We start from the raw sequence: 19,193 nt of genomic DNA on the forward strand, positions 1-19,193 counted from the left end.
AACACCGGGAACCCGGGGCCACAGGACGCGGTAGACAAAGGAATGAACGCTATGTTCGCGGTTATGAAAACCGGCGGCAAACAGTACAAGGTTCAATCGGGCGACACGCTCCGCGTTGAAAAACTGGCCGCAAATGCAGGTGACAAAGTCCAATTCAACGAAGTTCTGATGATCGGTGGCGACGCCCCCGTTGTCGGTTCGCCCGTTGTGGCAGATGCAGGCGTCCAAGCCGAAGTCATCGAACAGATCAAAGGCCCCAAGACGATCAACTTCGTCAAGCGTCGCCGGAAGCACTCTTCCAAGCGCACCAAGGGCCACCGCCAGCAACTGACGCTGGTGCGTGTGACAGACATCCTGGCATCGGGCGCTGCGGCCTCCGGCATCATGGCGGCTGAAAACGGCGCGGGCTTCGGCTTTGCCGCCGCTGCGACCGAAGCGGCCAAGCCTGCCGCGAAGAAAGCCAAGGCACCCAAGGCTGCCGCGCCTGCTGCCAAGGCAGATGCACCCAAGGCCGAAGCCAAGAAAGCCGCACCCAAGAAGGCCGCCGCTGCCGACGCCGGCGCGGATGACCTCAAGGAGCTGTCGGGTGTTGGTCCCGCACTTGAGAAGAAGCTGCACGCCAACGGTGTGACCACGTTCGCGCAAATCGCGGCATGGACCCCCGAGGACGTAGCTGATATGGACGAGAAACTGTCTTTCAAAGGCCGGATCGAGCGTGAAGGCTGGATCGCTCAGGCCCAGGAAAAGACAAAAGGCTAAGGAGAGAGACGCATGGCACATAAAAAAGCAGGCGGTTCATCCCGTAACGGTCGCGACTCCGCAGGGCGTCGTCTTGGCGTGAAGAAATATGGCGGCGAAGCTGTCATTCCCGGCAACATCATCGTGCGTCAGCGCGGCACCAAGTTTTGGCCTGCCGAAGGCGTTGGCATGGGCAAGGATCACACGATCTTTGCGACCGTTGATGGCGCGGTGACCTTCCACAAGGGGCTGAAAAACCGCACGTTTATCTCGGTCCTGCCAGTCGCGGAGGCCGCGGAGTAAGCCGTACCCAAAAGGTTTTGACAAAATCAGGGATCGGCGGAAACGCCGGTCCCTTTTTCTTTTTCGATCTCGATTTACGCAAGGAACGGTTTCATGCCGGACCATATCACGACAGACCGTTTGATCCTGCGCCGCCCCCTTATGACGGATGCAGACGTGATTGTGCCGCTGATCGGTGATCTCGAGGTGGCGCGGTGGCTGACGCGCGTGCCGCATCCTTATGGTCTGGATGATGCAAAAGGGTTCCTGAGTGCGGTGATTGACAAGGGGGCGGACGTTCATTTGATCGAACATGACGGTCATCTGGTCGGTTGCATCGGCACCGTGAACGAATTGGGCTATTGGCTGGGGCGCCAGTATTGGGGGCAGGGCATCATCAGCGAGGCCTGCACAGCGGTCATCGCCGGGTACTTTGCCGATGGGCACACGGATTTGGACAGCGGATACTTCCTCGGCAACGCGGCCTCGCGGCGCGTGCTGGAAAAACAGGGCTTTGTGCCCACATCCCTGTGCCAGAAGAAATCGAAGGCGACAGGCGAGACACACACGCTGCAACGCATGCTGCTGACCCGCAGTGCGTGGGAGGCGCGGACATGAGCATTGCGGTCACGTCCTTCGCCATATTCGCGGCCAGCCAGGTGGGCACACCCGGGCCTGCAAACATGGCGCTTCTTGCCACCGGCGCGCGCTACGGCTTTCGGGCCGCCTTGCCCTTTGTCGCCGGTGTGGCGCTCGGCAAGCAGTTGGTGATCTGGCCAGTGGGCTTCGGTCTGATGACGCTCGCCGATCAGGCGCCTTGGGTCTTTGAGGTGCTCAAATGGGTCTCGGCGGCTTACATCATGTGGCTGGCATGGAAGGTGGCAAACCTGCGTCTGGGGCAGGCCGACCCGGCCTCATCCGCGCCGGGATTTGCGGCTGGTTTGATCGTGCACCCGCTTAACCCCAAGGCATGGGCAATGATTGTCGCAGGATTTACCGGATTCGTAAGCCCCGGCACAGATCCTGTTATCGCGACGGCAACCATTGGCGGCATATTGCTGGCCACACAGGTGCTATTGCACCCGCTTTGGACACTCGCGGGCGATCGTATCGCGCGCACCCTCGCAGGCACGCCTGCGGAACCCTATCTGATGTATACCCTCGCTGGCCTCACGGTCGCGTCGGTGCTGTTTGTTCTGTTCGGAGGAGGGACATGACGATGGAGATGGAGAAAATCGTGACACAACCCGTGATCGAGACGGAACGCTTTGTTCTGCGCCCCTTGCGCAAGTCTGACATGGGCCTGATCGAGATGTATGCAGGCGACGTGCGTGTCGCGCGCATGACCACGTCCATTCCGCATCCCGTCCCGCCGGGCATGACCGAAGCTTTCGTGACCCGCGCCATGTCGGATGATCGCGAGGAAGACGTGTGGGCCATGGACGGCCACAAATCCGGCGGTGCCGAAGTGATGGGCCTGATCTCGCTCGAGCGGATGGACCGTAACCAGTCCGAAGTGGGCTATTGGGTGGCGCCGCCGTTCTGGAATACCGGTCTTGCCTCGGACGCCGTGCAGGCACTTGTCGCGGCGAACCCAATGGGCAACGCGAACATGTATGCCAGCGTCTTTCAGGACAATCCGGCCTCGGCCCGCGTGCTGACCCATTGCGGGTTCGAATACCTTGGCGATGCGGAATCCTTCTCGGTTGCGCGGGACGCCACGGTGCCCACGTGGACCTATAGCCACAAACTGTGATTGCGGGGCCGCGCGCCCCGCTATAGGACGCAGATATGAAGTTTCTTGATCTGGCCAAGGTTTACATCCGCTCGGGCAGCGGCGGCAACGGGTGCATCTCGTTCCGGCGCGAGAAGTATATCGAGTATGGCGGCCCCGATGGCGGCGACGGCGGCACGGGCGGTTCGGTCTGGGCCGAGGCTGTGGACGGGCTGAACACGCTGATCGATTTTCGCTATCAGCAGCACTTCTTTGCCAAGAACGGTGTGCCCGGCATGGGCCGCCAGCGCACCGGCAAAGATGGTGATGACATCGTGTTGCGTGTGCCCGTGGGCACCGAAATTCTGGACGAGGATCAGGAAACGCTGATTGCCGACCTGACCGAGTTGGGACAGCGCGTGGAACTGGCCCGCGGCGGCAATGGCGGTTGGGGCAATCTGCATTTCAAATCCGCCACCAACCAGGCCCCGCGCCGGTCAAATCCCGGGCAGGAAGGGGTGGAGCGTACGCTGTGGCTGCGCCTCAAGCTGATTGCGGATGTGGGTCTGCTGGGCCTGCCCAATGCGGGCAAATCGACATTTCTTGCGACCACCTCAAATGCGCGTCCCAAGATTGCGGATTATCCCTTTACCACGCTGCATCCAAACCTTGGGGTTGTGGGCGTGGACAACACCGAATTTGTCGTGGCTGATATCCCGGGCTTGATCGAAGGGGCCTCCGAAGGGCGCGGCCTGGGGGATCTGTTCCTCGGCCATGTGGAACGCTGCGCGGTCCTGTTGCACTTGATCGACGGAACGTCCGAGACGGTGGCCGAAGACTACCAAACCATCATTGGTGAGTTGGAGGCCTATGGCGGTGATCTGGCGGAAAAGCCGCGCATCACAGTGTTGAACAAGGTCGATGCGCTGGATGAGGAAGAGCGCGCAAGCGCACGGAAAGATTTGGAAAAAGCGTCCGGTGGCCCTGTCATGCTGATGTCGAGTGTCGCACGTGAAGGCGTGACAGATGTATTGCGGGCCCTGCGTGGTCAGATCGACGACGACCGCCTGCGCCATCTCCCGCAGGAAGAGGTCGCGCCATGGCGTCCCTGACCACTGCCAAGCGGCTCGTGGTAAAGATCGGGTCGGCCCTGTTGGTCGACCGTGACACGGGTGATTTGCGCAAGGACTGGCTGGAAGGGCTGGCGCAGGACGTGGCCTGGCTGAAAGGGCACGGTGTGCAGGTCGTGCTTGTGTCCTCGGGTTCGATTGCGCTTGGGCGTCAGGCGCTTGGGTTGTCGGCGTCCGACTTGGCGCTTGAACAGTCGCAAGCCTCTGCTGCAGTGGGCCAGATCCGCCTCGCGCGCGCATACGAAGAGGCGCTTGCCCCGCACGGTATCACCACCGCGCAAGTGCTGATGACGCTTGAGGACAGCCGCGACCGCCGCCGCTACCTTAACTCTCGCGCGACGCTGGAACAGCTGATCACCCTTGGCGCGCTGCCCATCGTCAACGAGAATGACACGGTCGCTACGGACGAAATCCGCTTTGGCGACAACGACCGGCTGGCTGCGCAGATCGCCGCGACCATCGGGGCGGATCAGTTGGTGCTGTTGTCGGATGTGGACGGGTTCTATTCCGCCAATCCAGCCGATGATGCATCGGCCACGCGGTACAGCGTGATCGACACGATCACACCCGAGATCGAGGCGCAGGCGGGCGATGCGGGGTCCGGCCTGTCCAAGGGCGGCATGAAAACCAAACTGATGGCGGCCAAGACGGCGACGGCAGCGGGCTGCGCCATGGCGATCTGTCACGGGGCGGCGATGCACCCGCTCCGCGCGTTGGAAGACGGTGCGAACGCCACGTGGTTCACCGCCACCCTTGACCCGCAAGCTGCCCGCAAACGCTGGATTGCCGCGATGAAACCACGCGGGGTCATCACGCTCGATGCTGGTGCGGCGCGCGCTTTATGCAATGGAAACAGTCTTTTGCCTGCTGGGGTTCATGCAGTTTCCGGCGCGTTTGGACGGGGCGAACCTGTCGCCATCCACGGGCCGGACGGTCATCAACTTGGCCTTGGACTCAGCCGTTATACAGCCGATGAAGCGCAAAAGATCAAAGGGCACCGCAGTGCTGAGATCGAGGCGCTGCTGGGCTATCCGGGCCGCGCCGCGCTGATCCATCGCGATGACATGGCGCTGTGATCTTCTTCTGACTGGAAACACTACCGCCGGATGCATTAATGTCGATAGCGCACCGCCTGCAAAGGACGCCACATATGAAAGACCTCGCTGACATCCCCGCCGTCATGGCCGACATCGGCGCGCGCGCCAAGGCGGCCGCAGCCACGCTCGCCTTTGCCAGCGCCGAACGCAAACATGCCGCGCTGATCTCTGCTGCCGAGAACGTCTGGAACGCCCGCGATGTGATCATCGCTGCCAACGCACTTGATCTGGATTTCGGGCGCGAGAAGGGTCTGACAGACGCCATGATGGACCGCCTGCGTTTGGACGAGGGCCGCATTCAAGGCATTGTCGATGGCCTGCGCGCCGTTGCCGAACAGGCTGATCCGGTGGGCGAAGTGCTGGCCGAGTGGACCCAACCCACGGGCCTGAATATCCAGCGTGTGCGCACGCCTTTGGGGGTGGTCGGTGTCATCTACGAAAGCCGTCCCAACGTCACGGCAGATGCGGGCGCGCTGTGCCTGAAAGCTGGCAACGCGGTGATCCTGCGTGGCGGATCCGAGAGTTTTCATTCCTCCGGTGCCATTCACGCCGCCCTTGTGCAGGGTCTGCGCGACGCAGGGCTGCCAGATGACGCGATCCAGCTGGTGCCCACCCGTGACCGCGCCGCCGTCAGCGAGATGCTGACGATGACCGATACGATTGACGTGATCGTGCCCCGTGGCGGCAAAGGGCTTGTCGGGCTGGTCCAGCGCGAGGCGCGCGTGCCTGTCTTTGCCCATCTCGAAGGGATCGTGCACATCTACATTGACAGGGAAGCGGACCCTGAAAAGGTGCTGAAGGTCGTTTTGAACGCCAAGACTCGGCGGACCGGGATTTGCGGGGCTGCGGAGTGTCTGTTGATCCACGAGGACTTAGCAGACACGATCGGGCAGGGGGTGGTCCGGGCGCTGATGGATGCAGGTGTGCGAGTGCATGCGGACGTGACGCTGCAAACGCTCGACGGGGTTCTGGCCGCAACGCAGGCCGATTGGGGCAAGGAATACCTCGATATGGACATCGCCGCGCGCGTTGTGCCAGACCTTGATGCCGCCATGGATCACATCCGCACTTATGGATCAAACCACACTGATTGCATCCTGACTGAGGATGACACAGCAGCTACGCGCTTCCTCAGTGAACTCGACAGCGCGATCCTCATGCACAACGCGTCGACCCAGTTCGCGGACGGGGGGAATTCGGCATGGGGGCCGAGATCGGGATCGCAACGGGCAAGATGCATGCGCGCGGGCCCGTTGGTGCCGCGCAGCTGACCAGCTTCAAATACCTTGTGCGTGGTGACGGAACGGTGCGCGCCTAGAAAGTGATGCGCAACGTTGCGTTGCTGACCTCGGCGCGAACGGTGCGCGATGCATCGCCTGCAACGGCGTGCAGTAGCGCAAATTGGACATGGGCGGGCGCCAGATCCACCGGGTCGGCGCCTGTCATCACGTCCCACAAGGCCTGATCCACATTGGTCTTTTCCGAAAAGCCCGTCACCGCCCACTTGCCTGCATCGCAGCTGATTTCGATACGGCCCCCATAAGGCATGCTGGTTTCGAGGCACTGGATGGCCAGAAATGCCATGCGCACGGCCCATCGGGGCTGTTCATCCAGCGGGCCATAGGCCACCTTCAGACGTCCACCGCCGAGAATGTCATTGAGGATCGACACGACCTCGGCCCGGCCCATGGGCTGGTCGCTGGCCGCGCCATAGGCAATGCGGAAAAAGCGGATGCGCGCGCTGGCGTTCCCCACACTTTCCGAAATCAGGTCGATCTCGGGGCCGTCGCGGTCATCGGACATCCCCAGCAACTCGAGCCCGTTGTTGATCGCACCGATGGGCGATATCAGGTCGTGACAGATACGGCTACCAATCAGGGCAGCCAAGCTTACATTAGACTGGCCCATCGACGGCCCCCAAACGATGCCCACACGAAAGGTAGGTCATGGAAGATCTGAACGCCATTCTGGCCCCCGGCATGTTGGTGCGCCATCCCACGCAAGCGGAATGGGGCGTCGGTCAGGTTCAAAGCAACGTGGGCGCGCGCGTCACGGTGAACTTTCCCGATGCGGGCAAGGTCGTGATTGACGGTACGCGCATTGCTTTGGTGCCCGTATTTGATACAGGCCCTTGATGCCTCAACATCCTTTCTGAAACATTAACGCAATGCAACCTCGGGTCGTAAGGTGTTCGCCCCCTTTACCTTAGACGGTTGTCCCCGATACACCCCCGCGCAATGACACTGACCCACGACCCTGAGTTTCGCGTTGCCCTTGCACGTGGTGACGCCGATCTGCGCGCGGCGCAGGCGCTGCGCTATGACGTGTTCGTGCGCGAGTTGGGCGGGGGCGGTGCGCTGGTGGATCACGATCAGGGGTTGGAGCAGGATCGGTTCGATCCGTTCTTTGATCATCTGCTGCTTTATGATGATGCCGCGGGGCAGGTGGTAGGTGTCTACCGGATGCTGCGCGCGGAACAGGCCACAGCGGTCGGGCAATTCTATTCCGAGGATGAATACGACCTGACCCCTTTGCGCGCCACGGGGCGGCGGCTGTTGGAACTGGGGCGGTCCTGCCTTCTGCCTGCCTATCGCGGCGGGGCGGCGATGTATCATCTGTGGAACGGCCTTGCAGACTATGTCGCCCGCCACGAGATCGAGATCATGTTTGGCGTCGCCTCCTTTCACGGCACCGATGTGCAGGCGCTGGCGCAACCGCTGTCCCTGTTGCATCACCGCCACCTTGCCCCTGAACACTTGCGCGTCACGGCGCGCACACCTCACGGGGCCGACATGAACCTGATGGCCGCAGACCAGATCGACCGACGGGCCGCGATGGTGCAGATTCCGGCGCTGATCAAGGCCTATCTGCGCCTGGGGGGCGTTGTGGGTGCGGGGGCCTATGTGGATCATGCCTTCAACACCACCGATGTCTGCTTGATCATGGACACAGACGCGATGTCCGGGCGCCAGAAACGTATCTATGGGGCTGCATAATGACGATGACATGGGACGGGGGCGAGCCGCCGGAACCGTTGAAAATCAGTGCCTTGGGATGGGTGCGTGTCATCGCGCGGGGCGTGATGATCGTGCTGACGATCCTGTTGGGGCTGGCCTTGCTGCTGCCCCTGCGCCTGATCGAACGGCCACTGTTCGGCATGGCCCGGCCGTGGACGCCGTGGATCACGCAAGCTGTCTGCCGGATATCGCTGTTCTGGATGGGCATGGGGTTCGCGCGCAAGGGCGCGCCGATGCGGGGCCAGGGGGCGGTTGTGGCCAATCACTCCAGCTGGCTCGATATCTTTGTGCTCAACGCATCGGATCGCGTGTGTTTCGTATCGAAATCCGAAGTGTCGGGCTGGCCCGGCATCGGGTTTCTGGCCCGCGCTGTCGGCACCGTGTTCATCGCGCGTGACCGGCGCGAGGCACAGGCCCAGACTGCTCTGTTCGAGGATCGTTTGCAGGCCGGGCATCGCCTCTTGTTCTTTCCCGAAGGCACCAGCACGGACGGTCTGCGGGTGCTGCCATTCAAATCGACGCTCTTTGCGGCCTTCTTTCGCCACGAGTTGCGGGCGACACTTTCGGTGCAGCCGGTTTCGGTCACCTATCACGCGCCCGCAGGCCAGGATCCGCGTGCCTATGGTTGGTGGGGCGATATGGATTTCGGCGCGCACTTGCTGAGCACGCTGGCGCTGCCCCGGCAAGGCCGGGTCGAAGTGGTCTATCACCCTGCGCTGTCTGTGGCACAAGCGTCCGATCGCAAGGCCCTGGCCGCAGAGGCTGAGGCCCTTGTGCGTGCGGGTCACGGGCTGGCAACGGCGCGTGTGGGCGCATCCGAACAGGTCTGAAAGCAGTCTCCTCAAATGGCGAAACGTGGTTAAGAAAACTGCACGTGTTGCGCATCCTGCCAAACCGGCGTGCGCCGTCCATCAGGGCTGACGTTGACATTCCTTAGCTGTGCACGTGCCTTACCCAAAAGAATCTGCACAGCGCACGACCGCAAAGCAGACTTGGCCCTTGCCATTGCCCGCATAACCCCCTAAAGCGCGCCCATTCAATCCGCAGTTCGGGGCGGGCGCATGGGGGAGACATCCCCATATCGTCCACCGGTTGGTGCATCCGCACTGATACCCCGGGCAAGGCGAAAACCGGAAAAGGAAAACGCACATGGCTCTTCCCGAGTTCTCCATGCGCCAGCTGCTCGAGGCAGGCGTACACTTTGGTCACCAGACACAACGCTGGAATCCCCGTATGGGCCCATTCATCTACGGCGCGCGTAACGGCATCCACATCATGGATCTGACCCAAACCGTTCCCATGCTGGATCAGGCCCTGCAGGCCATCCGCGACACCGTTGCCAAGGGCGGTCGCGTGCTGTTCGTGGGCACCAAGCGCCAGGCGGCACAGCCGATTGCGGACGCGGCAGAAAACTGCGCCCAGTACTACATGAACCACCGCTGGCTGGGCGGCACGCTGACCAACTGGCAGACAGTGTCCAAGTCGATCCAGCGCCTGAAATCCATCGACGAGCAGGCCGAGATCGGGTTCGAAGGCCTGACGAAGAAAGAGCGTCTGGGCATGGAACGTGACCAGGGCAAACTGCAAGCCTCGCTGGGCGGTATCCGCGAAATGGGCGGTCGTCCCGACTTGCTGTTCGTAATCGACGTGAAAAAAGAAGCGCTGGCGGTTGCCGAAGCCAACAAGCTGGGTATCCCGGTTGTGGCCGTGGTTGACACCAACTGCTCGCCCGATGGTGTGGATTACATCATCCCCGGCAACGATGACGCGGCACGCGCCATCGCGCTGTACTGCGATCTGGCGGCCCGTGCGGCGCTGGACGGCATGAGCGCCCAACTGGGTGCGGCTGGTGTTGACCTCGGTGCCATGGAAGAGGCCCCCGTCGAGGAGGCCGTAGCCGAAGAGGCACCTGCCGCCGAAGCGGCAGCCGAAGAGGCCCCCGCAGCGGACGCGCCGACCGCAGGCTGAGCCCTGTCACGAACCTGATACATGCGGCGGTCATAGGCACCGCCGCACACCACTCGTATTTTGAGGAGAGCCAAGATGGCAATCACAGCAGCATTGGTCAAAGAACTGCGCGACTCGACAGGCGCGGGCATGATGGACGCAAAGAAAGCGCTGACAGAAACCGACGGCGACATGGAAGCCGCCGTAGACTGGCTGCGCACCAAGGGCCTGGCCAAGGCCGCCAAGAAATCGGGCCGTACCGCTGCCGAAGGCCTCGTCGCCGTTGTTGTGGACGGTGGCACCGGTGTCGCGGTCGAAGTGAACTCGGAAACCGATTTCGTCGGCAAGAACGCCGAATTCCAGGAGATGGTCGCCGGTATCGCCAAGGCCGCACTGGGTGTTGACGATGTCGAGGCGCTGGTCGCTGTCGACATGGGCGGCAAAACTGTCGGCGACGTGGTCACTGACAAGATCGCCACAATTGGCGAGAACATGAGCGTGCGCCGCATGGCCAAGCTGTCGGGCGGCACCGTCGTGTCCTATGTCCACAACGCGGCAACCGCAGGCATGGGCAAGATCGGCGTGCTGGTCGCGATGGACGGCGGTGACGAAGCGTTCGGCAAGCAGGTTGCGATGCACATCGCGGCTGTGAACCCGGCCTCCCTGTCCGAAGACGATCTGGACGCGGCTGTCGTCGAAAAGGAAAAGCAGGTCCAGATGGACATCGCCCGCGAAAGCGGCAAGCCCGAAGCGGTCATCGAGAAGATGATCGTGGGCCGCATGAAGAAGTTCATGGCGGAAATCACCCTGCTGAACCAATCCTTCGTGGTGAACCCCGACCTGACCGTGGCCAAGGCTGCGGAAGAGGCTGGCGCGACCATCACAGGCTTTGCCCGCCTCGAAGTGGGCGAAGGCATCGAAGTCGAAAAGGAAGACTTTGCCGCCGAGGTTGCCAAAGTCGGCCAAAGCTAAGCAAACCGCTTGCATCTGAAATGAAACGGCGTGCCCATAGGGTGCGCCGTTTTGCTTTTGGAGGGTCTTTCATGTTCGACGTCGGGAATGGTCATCGTATCCACGTCGAACAAGCCGGGCAGGGGATGGATGCCCTTGTCCTGCATGGCGGGCCGGGATCGGGGTGCCAGCCGGGACACTACGATCTGTTCGACCTGGGCTGTTACCGCGTGACATTGATGGATCAGCGCGGCTGTGGGCGCAGTCTGCCCCACGCTGGTCACGACCTCTCGGCCCTGGATCATAACACCACCGCGCATCTGATCAGTGATATCGAGGCTGTGCGCGTGGCCTATGGGATCGAGGCCTGGGTGCTTTTTGGCGGCTCGTGGGGATCAACGCTGGCCATGGCATATGCTCAGGCGCATCCGACCCGCGTGCGTGCCATGGTGTTGGCGGGTGTGGCGACAACGGCGGCGCGGGACCTGCAGTGGCTCTATGGGGACGTCGGCAATATGTTCCCCGAGGCCCATGCCGCGTTCTGCGCGCATGTGGCAGAGGTTGGCACGTTGCCTAGCGACACGCCTGCGCGCATCGCGGCCTATGCCGCGCGGCTGCGCAACCCGGAACAGGCACAGGCGGCAGCGGACGCATGGTGTCAGTGGGAGACAGCGATTTTCGGTGGTGATATCCACGACCCCGGTTCGCGCTATGCTGACCCTGCATTCCGGCTGGGGTTTGCCCGGATCGTCACGCACTACTTTGCGCACAATGCATGGTTCAGCGACGATCAACTGCTGCGACAGGCCGCGCGCATGGCGCACATCCCGTGCACAATGATTCATAGCCGTTTTGATCCGTCCTGCCCCTTGCGCGGGCCGTGGGAACTGGCGCAGGTCTGGCCCGCCGCGACGTTACAGGTGCTCGGAGGCACAACACATTCGGCCCTCGATACAGACATGCGCGCCGCCATACGCGCGGCCACGGATGCCTTGCCGGTTTAAAAAAGATCTCTGCAAACGAAAACGGACGGGATCGCGTTTGGGGTCGCGATCCCGTCCTTTTTGTCGGCGTCCTTGGCCACGGGGATGAGACACGTGGACGCTTTCAAAGTCCGACCCGCCTGTGGATGAATACACAGACGAGCCGGGTCCGGTTAGACCGGTCAGGACAGCCTGCCTTTGAAATCACAAAGGGTCTGCCCCGCTGTTCCCTGGCTAAAGCCACCACTCACGGAACATGGCTAGATTGCCAAATTTACCTTACGTTAAGAAAGTGGGGGATTCCTTACCTCTCGGTCAAAAAATTTCTAATGACGTTGGGTAAAGGGTTCTTTTCTGTCGTGCGGCGACAGTCTGACGGGTCAGAAATCTCTTACACGATTGCCGAGTTTTCCGGGATCAGTGTTTCGATTTCAAGCCACATGCTCAGTGGTTTAAGTGATTGTCGGTAAAAGGAAAAATAGTTGCCTCCACCACCAGAACCCTGGTCGAATTCGCGGCTGATCGGCTGGCCAGAGAAGGCACAATAGAGCAGTGTTCCGACCGCCCCATGCCCTACGATCAAGATGTCTCCGGTCGGTGCAATTTTAGTGATTTTAGTCACACTTTGAACGATGCGTTCTTGTGCATTTTCCGCCTTTTCCCAACCATGGATTGAAATCTTCGGCTGCGCAAAAAACGAATCTGCTGTGGTTTCGAACGTTTCTGGCGGCAAATACCCGGTTGCGGAACGGTCGTTTTCATAGCTGTCTTCGGCAATCTGCACAGGACAGCCGAGAGCCCGCGCCAAAGGTGCCGCCGCATCGCGTGCTTTTCGTTCGGGACTGGTAAAAACGCTCGTGGTCCCGGCAAGGGCCTGTTTGGCCACAGCGCTCAGTGCGTCGATGCGTGCAGTCCCGACATCGCTCAACGCCCATTCCGTAATCGGCACATTCGGATCTACCACGACCTGCGGATGGCTGAGGTAACGCACAAGGGCAGGACGCGACATCGCCTAGGCCTCGAGGATGAACATCTGGTTGGCGAACGCGGCCTTGAGCACAGCCTGCGCGGTTGTTTCAACGGCGAGGGCCTCACGCGCAAGGCGCAGATGTTTTTCGACCGTGGCCGAGGTCAAACCCATCAGAACTGCAATATCCTGCATTGTTTTGCCATCGCCGACCCATTCAAGCGCCTCGCGCTGCCGCTTGGTGAGCGACCGATTTGGCGCGGTGTAGGGCAGGGTGAGAATCTTGAGATGGGCGACATTGTTCATAAGGTGAATGTCACGGCCATGTTCGGCCCAGATCGCATCCACCTCGTCCTGGGTCATGCCCTTGCGCGCCGTCAGCGCGATGGCGCCTTTTGAGCGGGCCGAGACCGATTTGAAGCTGATCGTGTACCCGGCTGTCACATCCATCGAGTAGTTGAACTCGAGCACGCGCTGTTCGGCGGGTGTCAGCGTCTTGGTCGACTGCATCTGGGCCAGGATACCCCAACTGCACGCGCCTTCGTTGTTGAGCGCCCAATTGACCATGGGCGCATGGACATAGTGCTGCTCGCCCATGAACACGTTCGAATAGGATTTGTCATGGTTGGTCAGGATGATGAAGTCTTCGGGATCACCCAGCGAGTTGCCGGAACGGTAGCGGGTAAAGCCGTATATTAGTCGATCGAAGCCATACTGGTTCATCTTGCGCGTGTGGGCTTCCCAAAGCTCTTCTATAGTTTGGCAATTTGAAAGCCTGTGCAGATAGCTTTTCACGTGGTCCTCCCCAAATGGCCCAGCAATGCGTCAAGCGCCAGAGTATAGCCAGCGGCACCAAATCCGCAGATCATGCCCACTGCCACAGGAGCAATAAAGCTTTTGTGCCGGAATGTCTCGCGCGCGTGTATGTTTGACAGGTGCAATTCAACAACCGGCAATTGTGTGCCGACGATGGCGTCGTGCAACGCAATGGAGGTGTGAGTGTAGGCACCTGCATTCAGCACAATGCCGTCATGTTTACCCTTGGCCGCATGAATGGCGTCCACCAACGCGCCCTCATGGTTGGATTGCAGGCAGGTCACGGCAAACCCGTGCGTTTCGGCGTGGGCCGCGCACATGTCCTCGACATCCGCGAGCGTGGTGTGCCCATAGATTTCGGGCTGCCGCGTGCCAAGCAGGTTCAGGTTTGGTCCATTGAGAACAAGGACGGAAGTCATTGGAAAATACCCTTGATTTGCAACGGTGTTAGCGAGTTATCGCATGGTCTGTCCAGTGCCGCATTCAGCCGGGTTGGTCAAAGATTGCCAAACCGAGCCATTCTGCCACAAGTGCGGGGGTGTCTTGGCCGTCGATCTCGATCGTCAGGGTGGTCTCGCGCATCAATTCCGTGGCCGCGCGCATGTGGACGCCAGTCAGCGTGAACCGCCCCCGCAGACGGCTGCCTGCCCGCACCGGTGACAGAAATCGCAGGCGGTTGAAGCCGTAGTTGATGCCCATGGTTTGCCCCGGCAGCACTGGAAAGCAGTCATAGGCAAAGCGGCTGGCAAGGCTGAGCGTCAGGAACCCATGCGCGATCGCGCCGCCAAAGGGCGTTTCGCGCGCGGCGCGGTCCGGGTCTGTGTGAATCCATTGCGTGTCATGGGTGATGGTGGCGAACTGGTCGATCATGGGCTGATCGACAGTGATCCAGTTCGAGACACCGACCTCTTGCCCGATCTGTGCGCTCAGCGCTGCGTGGGCGTCTTTGATGCTCATGTCGGATCTGCCCCGACCCGTACCATGCGTTTGCCGCGATTGTCGCCGCTCAGCAGGCCGATCAGGGCGGCGGGTGCGTTTTCGAGCCCGTCGACGATGTCCTCTGTCACCTTGATCTGACCGGAGGCCACCCAGCGTTGCAGCGCGCGTGTGGCCTTGGCGTCGTTATGGGCGAAATCCATCACGATGAACCCTTCCATCCGCAGCCGTTTCACGACGATCACGCCGGGCAGGTTGCGCGGACCTGTCGGGGTGGTCGTGTCGTACTGGCTGATCGCACCGCAGCAGACCACGCGTCCGCGTTCATTCATCAAGGCCAGCGTGGTTTCCAGGATGTCGCCGCCCACATTGTCGAAATAGACATCGACGCCGTCGGGGCAGGCGGCGCGCAGTGGTTTGAAGATGTTGCCCGCGCGGTAGTCGACACAGGCGTCAAAGCCGAGTTCGTCCGTCACGTAGGCGCATTTCTCTGGCCCCCCTGCGATGCCCACGACACGGCACCCCAGCGCCTTGCCGATTTGACCCACATAACCGCCCACGGATCCGGCTGCGGCGCTCACCACGATGGTTTCGCCGGCCAGCGGTTGGCCGACACTCAACAGCCCGTGGAACGCGGTCTTGCCCGCAATACCATAGACGCTGAGCAGATGGCTGAGCGGTTGCACCTTGGGCAGTTTCTGCACCTTGTGTGCGGGCCGCGTGACGTGGTCGGCCCAGACGCTTTCGGCGGCCACGATGTCGCCGGGCGACAGGCGGGGCGAGCGGCTGTTGATGACTTCGCAAATCGCATAGGTGGGCATGGGATCACCCGCCTTGACCGCATCGCGATAGGTCGCCCCCTGCATCCACGAGCGGTTGGCGGCATCAATGCTCATCAGGATGGTGCGCAGCAGAACCTCGCCGTCCTTCGGCTCGGGCCTGGGCGCGTCCTGCATCTCAAAGTGCTCGGGCCCCAGCGCGCCTTGCGGCAAGGCGGCGACAGTGATCTGGCGGTTGGTCATCTCGAGGCTCCTGTGTATGAGGGGATATGACGCAGGAATACCGCCAACCCGTTTATGCGCCACCCAAAGGGGCGGCTGAACTCTATCTGATCCGACATGGGGAAAGCGCGCCTGCACGGGCCGGAGAAAGTTTTGCGATGCGCGATGGGCACGGCGACCCGCGCCTGCATCCGCAGGGCGAGCGGCAGGCCATCGCCGTTGGTTTGCAATTGCAAAAGACAAGCTTTGCAAGGCTCTACGTGACGAAGTTGATCCGAACTCATCAGACGGCGGCCCCATTGGCAGCGCATCTGGGGATGGAGCCGGTTGAAAACCCGGACTTGCACGAGGTGCATCTGGGCGACTGGGATGGCGGCCTCTACCGGATCAAGGCGGCAGAGGGTGACCCCGTCTACCGCAAGGTGTTTGAAGCGCAGGACTGGTCGCCCATACCGGGGGCCGAAACGCGAGACGCGTTCTTTGGCCGGGTGCGGCGCGGGCTGATGGAGATTGCCGCCAACCACGCGGATGAACGTGTTGCGGTGTTTGTGCATGGTGGTGTGATCGGCGCGGCGATGGCGATGGCCACGGGGTCCGAACCCTTTGCCTTTCTGGGTGCGGCCAACGGCTCGATCAGCCGCCTTGTGATCCACGGCGAGCGGATGATCGTGCGCGGGTTCAACGAGACGCAGCACCTCGACCACCTCTAAGGGGCCGTAAGAACGACTTTGCCCAGCACCTTGCGCTCTGCAATCAGGTTCAGGGCCTCGGCTGCATCTGTCATGGGAAAGCTGGCCGAGATGCGCGGCTTTACCAGACCTTTTCCATACATCTCAAACAGTTCCGACATGTTCTGCATGTGGCCTGCCGGGTCGCGATAGATGGAGGCACCCCAGAACACACCGACAATCTGGCAGGACTTGAGGAGGGTCAGGTTCAGCGGGATGGCCGGGATGCCCGCCGGGAACCCCACGACTAGGAACCGCCCGCCCCAGGCCATCGAGCGGATCACCGGTTCTGCATAATCCCCACCCACCGCGTCATAGGCGACGTGGACGCCATCGGGCCCGGCCACTTTCTTGATCTCTGCCGAAAATGCCTTTTGCGCAGAGCGATCCATATCGCGCGGGTAGATGATCGTCTCATCCGCGCCGAGGTCCTTGCAAAACGCCGCCTTGTCCTCTGAACTGACACCGGCAATCACGCGCGCCCCCGCGGCCTTGCCCAATTCGATGGCGGCCGCCCCGACACCGCCAGCCGCACCAAGGATCAGAAGTGTTTCACCCGATTGCAATTCCGCCCGATTTTTCAATGCGTAATGCGACGTTCCGTATGTAAAGACAAAGCAGGCAGCCTCGTCAAACGGCATGCCATCGGGGATGGGCAAGCACGCGGTCGCAGGCGCACAGATATGCGTGGTGAAGCCGCCAAAGCCGGTCATGGCGATCACGCGGTCGCCCTCGGCCAATCCGGTCACACCCTCGCCAATGGCGTCCACGACGCCTGCCACCTCTCCGCCCGGCGCGAAGGGGCGCGGCGGCTTGATCTGGTAGAGGTCGCGGATGATCAATGTGTCGGGAAAGTTCACGCCCGCCGCCTTCACGGCAATCCGTACCTCGCCCTTTTTCGGCGTCGGGTCGGGCTGTTCGGTCCATTCCAGCGTCTCCGATCCGCCGGGTGCCGTGCTGAGCATTGCGTGCATTTTCAGTGATCCCCCTCGTGACGTAACGGCAGGGGTGCAATACACCTACCCATGCGGGCATCGTGGCCTTGAGCGGCGTGCCTGTAAAGCGGCGCAGGCGGCGACGTTGCGACAACGCGCCCAAGGGAGGAGACGATCATGGACCCCAACACATTGTTTTCATTGGAAGGAAAAGTTGCCCTTGTGACCGGCGGCGCAACCGGCATCGGGCGGATGGCCGCCACTGGCCTGATGATGGCGGGTGCGCGGGTCCTGATTGCGAGCCGCAAGGGCGATGCCTGCGAGGCAGTCGCGGCAGAGCTGAACGCCATGGGCGGTGCGGGCTCAGTCGAGGGGTTTGCGGGCGATGTCGGCTCGGAAGAAGGGATCGCGGCGCTGGTCAAGGAAGTCACAGACCGCACCGATAGCCTGCACATCCTGATGAACAATTCCGGCGTCACCTGGGGCGCGCCCATGGGACAGTTCCCCCATGCGGCCTGGGAAAAGGTGATGAACGTGAACGTGGCGGGTCTGTTTCACCTGACGCAATCCCTGCTGCCTGTCCTGATCAAGACGGCAACGCCAGACGACCCCGCGCGCGTGGTCAATGTCGGGTCTGTCATGGGCGAGGTGGCCTTGGGCGACGGTGCATATTCCTACGCGGCCTCCAAGGCGGCGGTGCTGCACATGACCAAGATCATGGCCAAGGAGCTTGCACCCTATCAGGTCACCGTCAATGCCCTCGCGCCGGGCCCCTTTGTCAGCAAGATGACCGCCTTCGCCACCGCCGATGAGGGGATGCGCGAAAAGGTGGGCGCGGATGTGCCTTTGGGACGTGTAGGCCGGGACGAGGATATCGCGGGCTGCATGCAGTTCCTGTGCGGCAAGGGCGGGTCCTACCTGACCGGGGCTGTGCTGCCAGTCTCGGGCGGTGTGCAGGTGATGAGCGGGCCGAACCTGTTTCGCGCAGCGCTAGAGGGCTGAGTGATGATCCGTTTCGACAACCGCGTCGCGATCGTTACGGGGGCTGGGGCCGGTCTTGGGCGCTGTCACGCTTTGGGTCTCGCGGCGCGCGGTGCGCATGTGGTGGTGAACGACATGGGCGCGGGGGCCAATGCAGTCGTTGCCGAGATTGAGGCCGCAGGTGGCACCGCTATGGCATATCATGCCGACGTGTCGGATGAGACCGCCGTTGCGGCTATGGTTTCACAGGTCATGAACCGTTTTGGGCGCATCGACATCCTGATCAACAATGCGGGCATCCTGCGGGACAAGACATTCGCCAAGATGGAGATGGCTGATTTCCGCAAGGTGATCGACGTGCATTTGATCGGCAGCGCCAATTGCTGTCACGCAGTCTGGCCGATCATGCGCGAACAGGGATTCGGGCGCATCGTGCTAACGGCCTCCGGCTCGGGCCTTTACGGCAATTTCGGCCAGTCGAATTACGGGGCGGCCAAGGCGGCCATGGTCGGGCTGATGAAGGTGCTGCACCTCGAGGGCGCGCGTGACGATATCCGGGTGAACACGCTGGCCCCCACTGCGGCGACGGCGATGACCGAAGGATTGCTGCCAGAGGTTGCACTGGCCCTGCTCCGGCCCGAAACGATCACGCCCGGTGTGCTCTACCTCGTCAGCGATGACGCGCCCAGTCGCACGATCCTGTCGGCAGGCGCTGGCACATTCGCCGTGACACGCATCACCGAAACGCAAGGTGCGCTGATCGAAGGCGATATCACGCCCGAGGCCATCGCCGACCACTGGGATCAGATCACCGATCCGAAAGATGCCGAAGACCTCGAAAACGCTTTTGCCCAGACGCGCAAGTACGCCTTGCGTGCTGCCCGAGCGCAGGGCGTGACACTTGACTGGTAGGACAGGGTGCTCCTTCATCTTGCCAGATAAACTCCGGGGAGTGTGAGGGGCTGGCCCC

Annotated in this window: 23 protein-coding genes and 1 pseudogene; 17 read left to right on the forward strand and 7 right to left on the reverse strand. The window is 61.7% G+C overall.

Annotated features, from left to right (window positions below; translation table 11 throughout):
• The first annotated feature begins 51 nt into the window (after positions 1-51).
• The 8 genes and pseudogenes from ACMHLQ_RS22540 to ACMHLQ_RS22575 all read left to right on the forward strand — a co-directional run bounded on the left by ACMHLQ_RS22540 (position 52) and on the right by ACMHLQ_RS22575 (position 6,279).
• Positions 52-759, forward strand: coding sequence for a 50S ribosomal protein L21 (locus ACMHLQ_RS22540; protein WP_415402902.1), 708 nt, complete (start codon positions 52-54; stop codon positions 757-759).
• 12 nt (positions 760-771) lie between these two features.
• A complete protein-coding gene (rpmA, locus tag ACMHLQ_RS22545) occupies positions 772-1,041 on the forward strand; it encodes a 50S ribosomal protein L27 (RefSeq protein WP_299145275.1) in 270 nt (89 codons plus the stop codon).
• A gap of 93 nt (positions 1,042-1,134) precedes the next feature.
• The gene (locus ACMHLQ_RS22550; RefSeq protein ID WP_415402903.1) at positions 1,135-1,638 is read left to right on the forward strand and encodes a GNAT family N-acetyltransferase; all 504 of its coding nucleotides are present in this window, start codon (positions 1,135-1,137) and stop codon (positions 1,636-1,638) included.
• Positions 1,635-2,237: a LysE family translocator gene (locus ACMHLQ_RS22555; protein WP_415402904.1), complete on the forward strand. Its 603-nt coding sequence runs from the start codon at positions 1,635-1,637 to the stop codon at positions 2,235-2,237. The genes ACMHLQ_RS22550 and ACMHLQ_RS22555 overlap by 4 nt, the downstream gene beginning before the upstream one ends.
• A 2-nt stretch (positions 2,238-2,239) precedes the next feature.
• Positions 2,240-2,776 (forward strand): GNAT family N-acetyltransferase, encoded by a 537-nt coding sequence (locus ACMHLQ_RS22560; protein ID WP_415405337.1) that lies wholly within the window; start codon positions 2,240-2,242, stop codon positions 2,774-2,776.
• Positions 2,777-2,811: 35 nt separating this feature from the next.
• Positions 2,812-3,846 carry a GTPase ObgE gene (obgE, locus tag ACMHLQ_RS22565; RefSeq protein ID WP_415402905.1) on the forward strand — a complete coding sequence of 345 codons (1,035 nt, stop codon included), beginning with the start codon at positions 2,812-2,814 and terminating at the stop codon, positions 3,844-3,846.
• A complete protein-coding gene (gene proB / locus ACMHLQ_RS22570) occupies positions 3,834-4,940 on the forward strand; it encodes a glutamate 5-kinase (RefSeq protein WP_415402906.1) in 1,107 nt (368 codons plus the stop codon). The genes obgE and proB overlap by 13 nt, the downstream gene beginning before the upstream one ends.
• A gap of 74 nt (positions 4,941-5,014) precedes the next feature.
• Positions 5,015-6,279: pseudogene (locus tag ACMHLQ_RS22575) on the forward strand (glutamate-5-semialdehyde dehydrogenase).
• Here ACMHLQ_RS22575 and ACMHLQ_RS22580 read toward each other — a convergent pair.
• Positions 6,276-6,869 (reverse strand): histidine phosphotransferase family protein, encoded by a 594-nt coding sequence (locus ACMHLQ_RS22580; protein WP_415402907.1) that lies wholly within the window; start codon positions 6,867-6,869, stop codon positions 6,276-6,278. The pseudogene ACMHLQ_RS22575 and the gene ACMHLQ_RS22580 overlap by 4 nt on opposite strands.
• Positions 6,870-6,907: 38 nt before the next feature.
• Here ACMHLQ_RS22580 and ACMHLQ_RS22585 point away from each other — a divergent pair, with 38 nt between their 5' ends.
• From ACMHLQ_RS22585 to ACMHLQ_RS22610, 6 genes are all read left to right on the forward strand, one after another.
• Positions 6,908-7,096, forward strand: a complete 189-nt coding sequence (locus ACMHLQ_RS22585) for a DUF3553 domain-containing protein (protein ID WP_415402908.1) — start codon at positions 6,908-6,910, stop codon at positions 7,094-7,096.
• Positions 7,097-7,198: 102 nt separating this feature from the next.
• Positions 7,199-7,957, forward strand: coding sequence for a GNAT family N-acetyltransferase (locus ACMHLQ_RS22590; RefSeq protein WP_415402910.1), 759 nt, complete (start codon positions 7,199-7,201; stop codon positions 7,955-7,957).
• Positions 7,957-8,808, forward strand: coding sequence for a lysophospholipid acyltransferase family protein (locus ACMHLQ_RS22595; protein WP_415402911.1), 852 nt, complete (start codon positions 7,957-7,959; stop codon positions 8,806-8,808). The genes ACMHLQ_RS22590 and ACMHLQ_RS22595 overlap by 1 nt, the downstream gene beginning before the upstream one ends.
• A 319-nt stretch (positions 8,809-9,127) precedes the next feature.
• Positions 9,128-9,946, forward strand: coding sequence for a 30S ribosomal protein S2 (rpsB, locus tag ACMHLQ_RS22600; RefSeq protein ID WP_415402912.1), 819 nt, complete (start codon positions 9,128-9,130; stop codon positions 9,944-9,946).
• Between the two features lie 75 nt (positions 9,947-10,021).
• A complete protein-coding gene (gene tsf, locus ACMHLQ_RS22605; RefSeq protein ID WP_415402913.1) occupies positions 10,022-10,897 on the forward strand; it encodes a translation elongation factor Ts in 876 nt (291 codons plus the stop codon).
• Positions 10,898-10,968: 71 nt separating this feature from the next.
• The gene (locus tag ACMHLQ_RS22610; RefSeq protein ID WP_415402914.1) at positions 10,969-11,880 is read left to right on the forward strand and encodes an alpha/beta fold hydrolase; all 912 of its coding nucleotides are present in this window, start codon (positions 10,969-10,971) and stop codon (positions 11,878-11,880) included.
• A gap of 370 nt (positions 11,881-12,250) precedes the next feature.
• Here the strand turns inward: ACMHLQ_RS22610 and ACMHLQ_RS22615 are convergent, their stop codons facing one another.
• From ACMHLQ_RS22615 to ACMHLQ_RS22635, 5 genes are all read right to left on the reverse strand, one after another.
• Complete coding sequence (locus ACMHLQ_RS22615) at positions 12,251-12,868, reverse strand: histidine phosphatase family protein (RefSeq protein ID WP_415402915.1); 618 nt, start codon at positions 12,866-12,868, stop codon at positions 12,251-12,253.
• A gap of 3 nt (positions 12,869-12,871) precedes the next feature.
• Positions 12,872-13,549, reverse strand: coding sequence for a helix-turn-helix transcriptional regulator (locus tag ACMHLQ_RS22620; RefSeq protein WP_415402916.1), 678 nt, complete (start codon positions 13,547-13,549; stop codon positions 12,872-12,874).
• 68 nt (positions 13,550-13,617) lie between these two features.
• Positions 13,618-14,061 (reverse strand): type II 3-dehydroquinate dehydratase, encoded by a 444-nt coding sequence (gene aroQ / locus ACMHLQ_RS22625; RefSeq protein WP_415402917.1) that lies wholly within the window; start codon positions 14,059-14,061, stop codon positions 13,618-13,620.
• A gap of 64 nt (positions 14,062-14,125) precedes the next feature.
• Positions 14,126-14,599 carry a MaoC family dehydratase gene (locus ACMHLQ_RS22630; RefSeq protein WP_415402918.1) on the reverse strand — a complete coding sequence of 158 codons (474 nt, stop codon included), beginning with the start codon at positions 14,597-14,599 and terminating at the stop codon, positions 14,126-14,128.
• Entirely contained in the window at positions 14,596-15,600 is a 1,005-nt protein-coding gene (locus ACMHLQ_RS22635; protein ID WP_415402919.1) for an NADP-dependent oxidoreductase, read from the reverse strand. The genes ACMHLQ_RS22630 and ACMHLQ_RS22635 overlap by 4 nt, the downstream gene beginning before the upstream one ends.
• A 26-nt stretch (positions 15,601-15,626) precedes the next feature.
• Between ACMHLQ_RS22635 and ACMHLQ_RS22640 the strand changes: the two genes are divergently transcribed.
• Positions 15,627-16,289, forward strand: a complete 663-nt coding sequence (locus tag ACMHLQ_RS22640) for a histidine phosphatase family protein (protein ID WP_415402920.1) — start codon at positions 15,627-15,629, stop codon at positions 16,287-16,289.
• On the opposite strand, the gene ACMHLQ_RS22645 is transcribed toward ACMHLQ_RS22640, so the two are convergent.
• Entirely contained in the window at positions 16,286-17,281 is a 996-nt protein-coding gene (locus tag ACMHLQ_RS22645; RefSeq protein ID WP_415402921.1) for an NADPH:quinone oxidoreductase family protein, read from the reverse strand. The genes ACMHLQ_RS22640 and ACMHLQ_RS22645 overlap by 4 nt on opposite strands.
• A gap of 138 nt (positions 17,282-17,419) precedes the next feature.
• Here ACMHLQ_RS22645 and ACMHLQ_RS22650 point away from each other — a divergent pair, with 138 nt between their 5' ends.
• Both ACMHLQ_RS22650 and ACMHLQ_RS22655 read left to right on the forward strand, forming a co-directional pair.
• On the forward strand, positions 17,420-18,244 hold the full coding sequence (locus tag ACMHLQ_RS22650; protein ID WP_415402922.1) for an SDR family NAD(P)-dependent oxidoreductase: 825 nt from the start codon (positions 17,420-17,422) through the stop codon (positions 18,242-18,244).
• A complete protein-coding gene (locus ACMHLQ_RS22655; RefSeq protein ID WP_415402923.1) occupies positions 18,245-19,135 on the forward strand; it encodes an SDR family NAD(P)-dependent oxidoreductase in 891 nt (296 codons plus the stop codon).
• The last annotated feature ends 58 nt before the right edge of the window (positions 19,136-19,193 follow it).

It is taken from the genome of Tateyamaria algicola (assembly GCF_047715485.1).
Classification (GTDB): domain Bacteria; phylum Pseudomonadota; class Alphaproteobacteria; order Rhodobacterales; family Rhodobacteraceae; genus Tateyamaria.

Excerpts from the sequence above, each read along its gene's own strand:
- ACMHLQ_RS22540 (WP_415402902.1), top strand. The coding sequence starts at position 52 with ATGTTCGCGGTTATGAAAACCGGCGGCAAACAGTACAAGGTTCAATCG.
- rpmA (WP_299145275.1), top strand. The coding sequence starts at position 772 with ATGGCACATAAAAAAGCAGGCGGTTCATCCCGTAACGGTCGCGACTCC.
- ACMHLQ_RS22550 (WP_415402903.1), top strand. The coding sequence starts at position 1,135 with ATGCCGGACCATATCACGACAGACCGTTTGATCCTGCGCCGCCCCCTT.
- ACMHLQ_RS22555 (WP_415402904.1), top strand. The coding sequence starts at position 1,635 with ATGAGCATTGCGGTCACGTCCTTCGCCATATTCGCGGCCAGCCAGGTG.
- ACMHLQ_RS22560 (WP_415405337.1), top strand. The coding sequence starts at position 2,240 with ATGGAGATGGAGAAAATCGTGACACAACCCGTGATCGAGACGGAACGC.
- obgE (WP_415402905.1), top strand. The coding sequence starts at position 2,812 with ATGAAGTTTCTTGATCTGGCCAAGGTTTACATCCGCTCGGGCAGCGGC.
- proB (WP_415402906.1), top strand. The coding sequence starts at position 3,834 with ATGGCGTCCCTGACCACTGCCAAGCGGCTCGTGGTAAAGATCGGGTCG.
- ACMHLQ_RS22580 (WP_415402907.1), bottom strand. The coding sequence starts at position 6,869 with ATGGGCCAGTCTAATGTAAGCTTGGCTGCCCTGATTGGTAGCCGTATC.
- ACMHLQ_RS22585 (WP_415402908.1), top strand. The coding sequence starts at position 6,908 with ATGGAAGATCTGAACGCCATTCTGGCCCCCGGCATGTTGGTGCGCCAT.
- ACMHLQ_RS22590 (WP_415402910.1), top strand. The coding sequence starts at position 7,199 with ATGACACTGACCCACGACCCTGAGTTTCGCGTTGCCCTTGCACGTGGT.
- ACMHLQ_RS22595 (WP_415402911.1), top strand. The coding sequence starts at position 7,957 with ATGACGATGACATGGGACGGGGGCGAGCCGCCGGAACCGTTGAAAATC.
- rpsB (WP_415402912.1), top strand. The coding sequence starts at position 9,128 with ATGGCTCTTCCCGAGTTCTCCATGCGCCAGCTGCTCGAGGCAGGCGTA.
- tsf (WP_415402913.1), top strand. The coding sequence starts at position 10,022 with ATGGCAATCACAGCAGCATTGGTCAAAGAACTGCGCGACTCGACAGGC.
- ACMHLQ_RS22610 (WP_415402914.1), top strand. The coding sequence starts at position 10,969 with ATGTTCGACGTCGGGAATGGTCATCGTATCCACGTCGAACAAGCCGGG.
- ACMHLQ_RS22615 (WP_415402915.1), bottom strand. The coding sequence starts at position 12,868 with ATGTCGCGTCCTGCCCTTGTGCGTTACCTCAGCCATCCGCAGGTCGTG.
- ACMHLQ_RS22620 (WP_415402916.1), bottom strand. The coding sequence starts at position 13,549 with ATGAACCAGTATGGCTTCGATCGACTAATATACGGCTTTACCCGCTAC.
- aroQ (WP_415402917.1), bottom strand. The coding sequence starts at position 14,061 with ATGACTTCCGTCCTTGTTCTCAATGGACCAAACCTGAACCTGCTTGGC.
- ACMHLQ_RS22630 (WP_415402918.1), bottom strand. The coding sequence starts at position 14,599 with ATGAGCATCAAAGACGCCCACGCAGCGCTGAGCGCACAGATCGGGCAA.
- ACMHLQ_RS22635 (WP_415402919.1), bottom strand. The coding sequence starts at position 15,600 with ATGACCAACCGCCAGATCACTGTCGCCGCCTTGCCGCAAGGCGCGCTG.
- ACMHLQ_RS22640 (WP_415402920.1), top strand. The coding sequence starts at position 15,627 with ATGACGCAGGAATACCGCCAACCCGTTTATGCGCCACCCAAAGGGGCG.
- ACMHLQ_RS22645 (WP_415402921.1), bottom strand. The coding sequence starts at position 17,281 with ATGCACGCAATGCTCAGCACGGCACCCGGCGGATCGGAGACGCTGGAA.
- ACMHLQ_RS22650 (WP_415402922.1), top strand. The coding sequence starts at position 17,420 with ATGGACCCCAACACATTGTTTTCATTGGAAGGAAAAGTTGCCCTTGTG.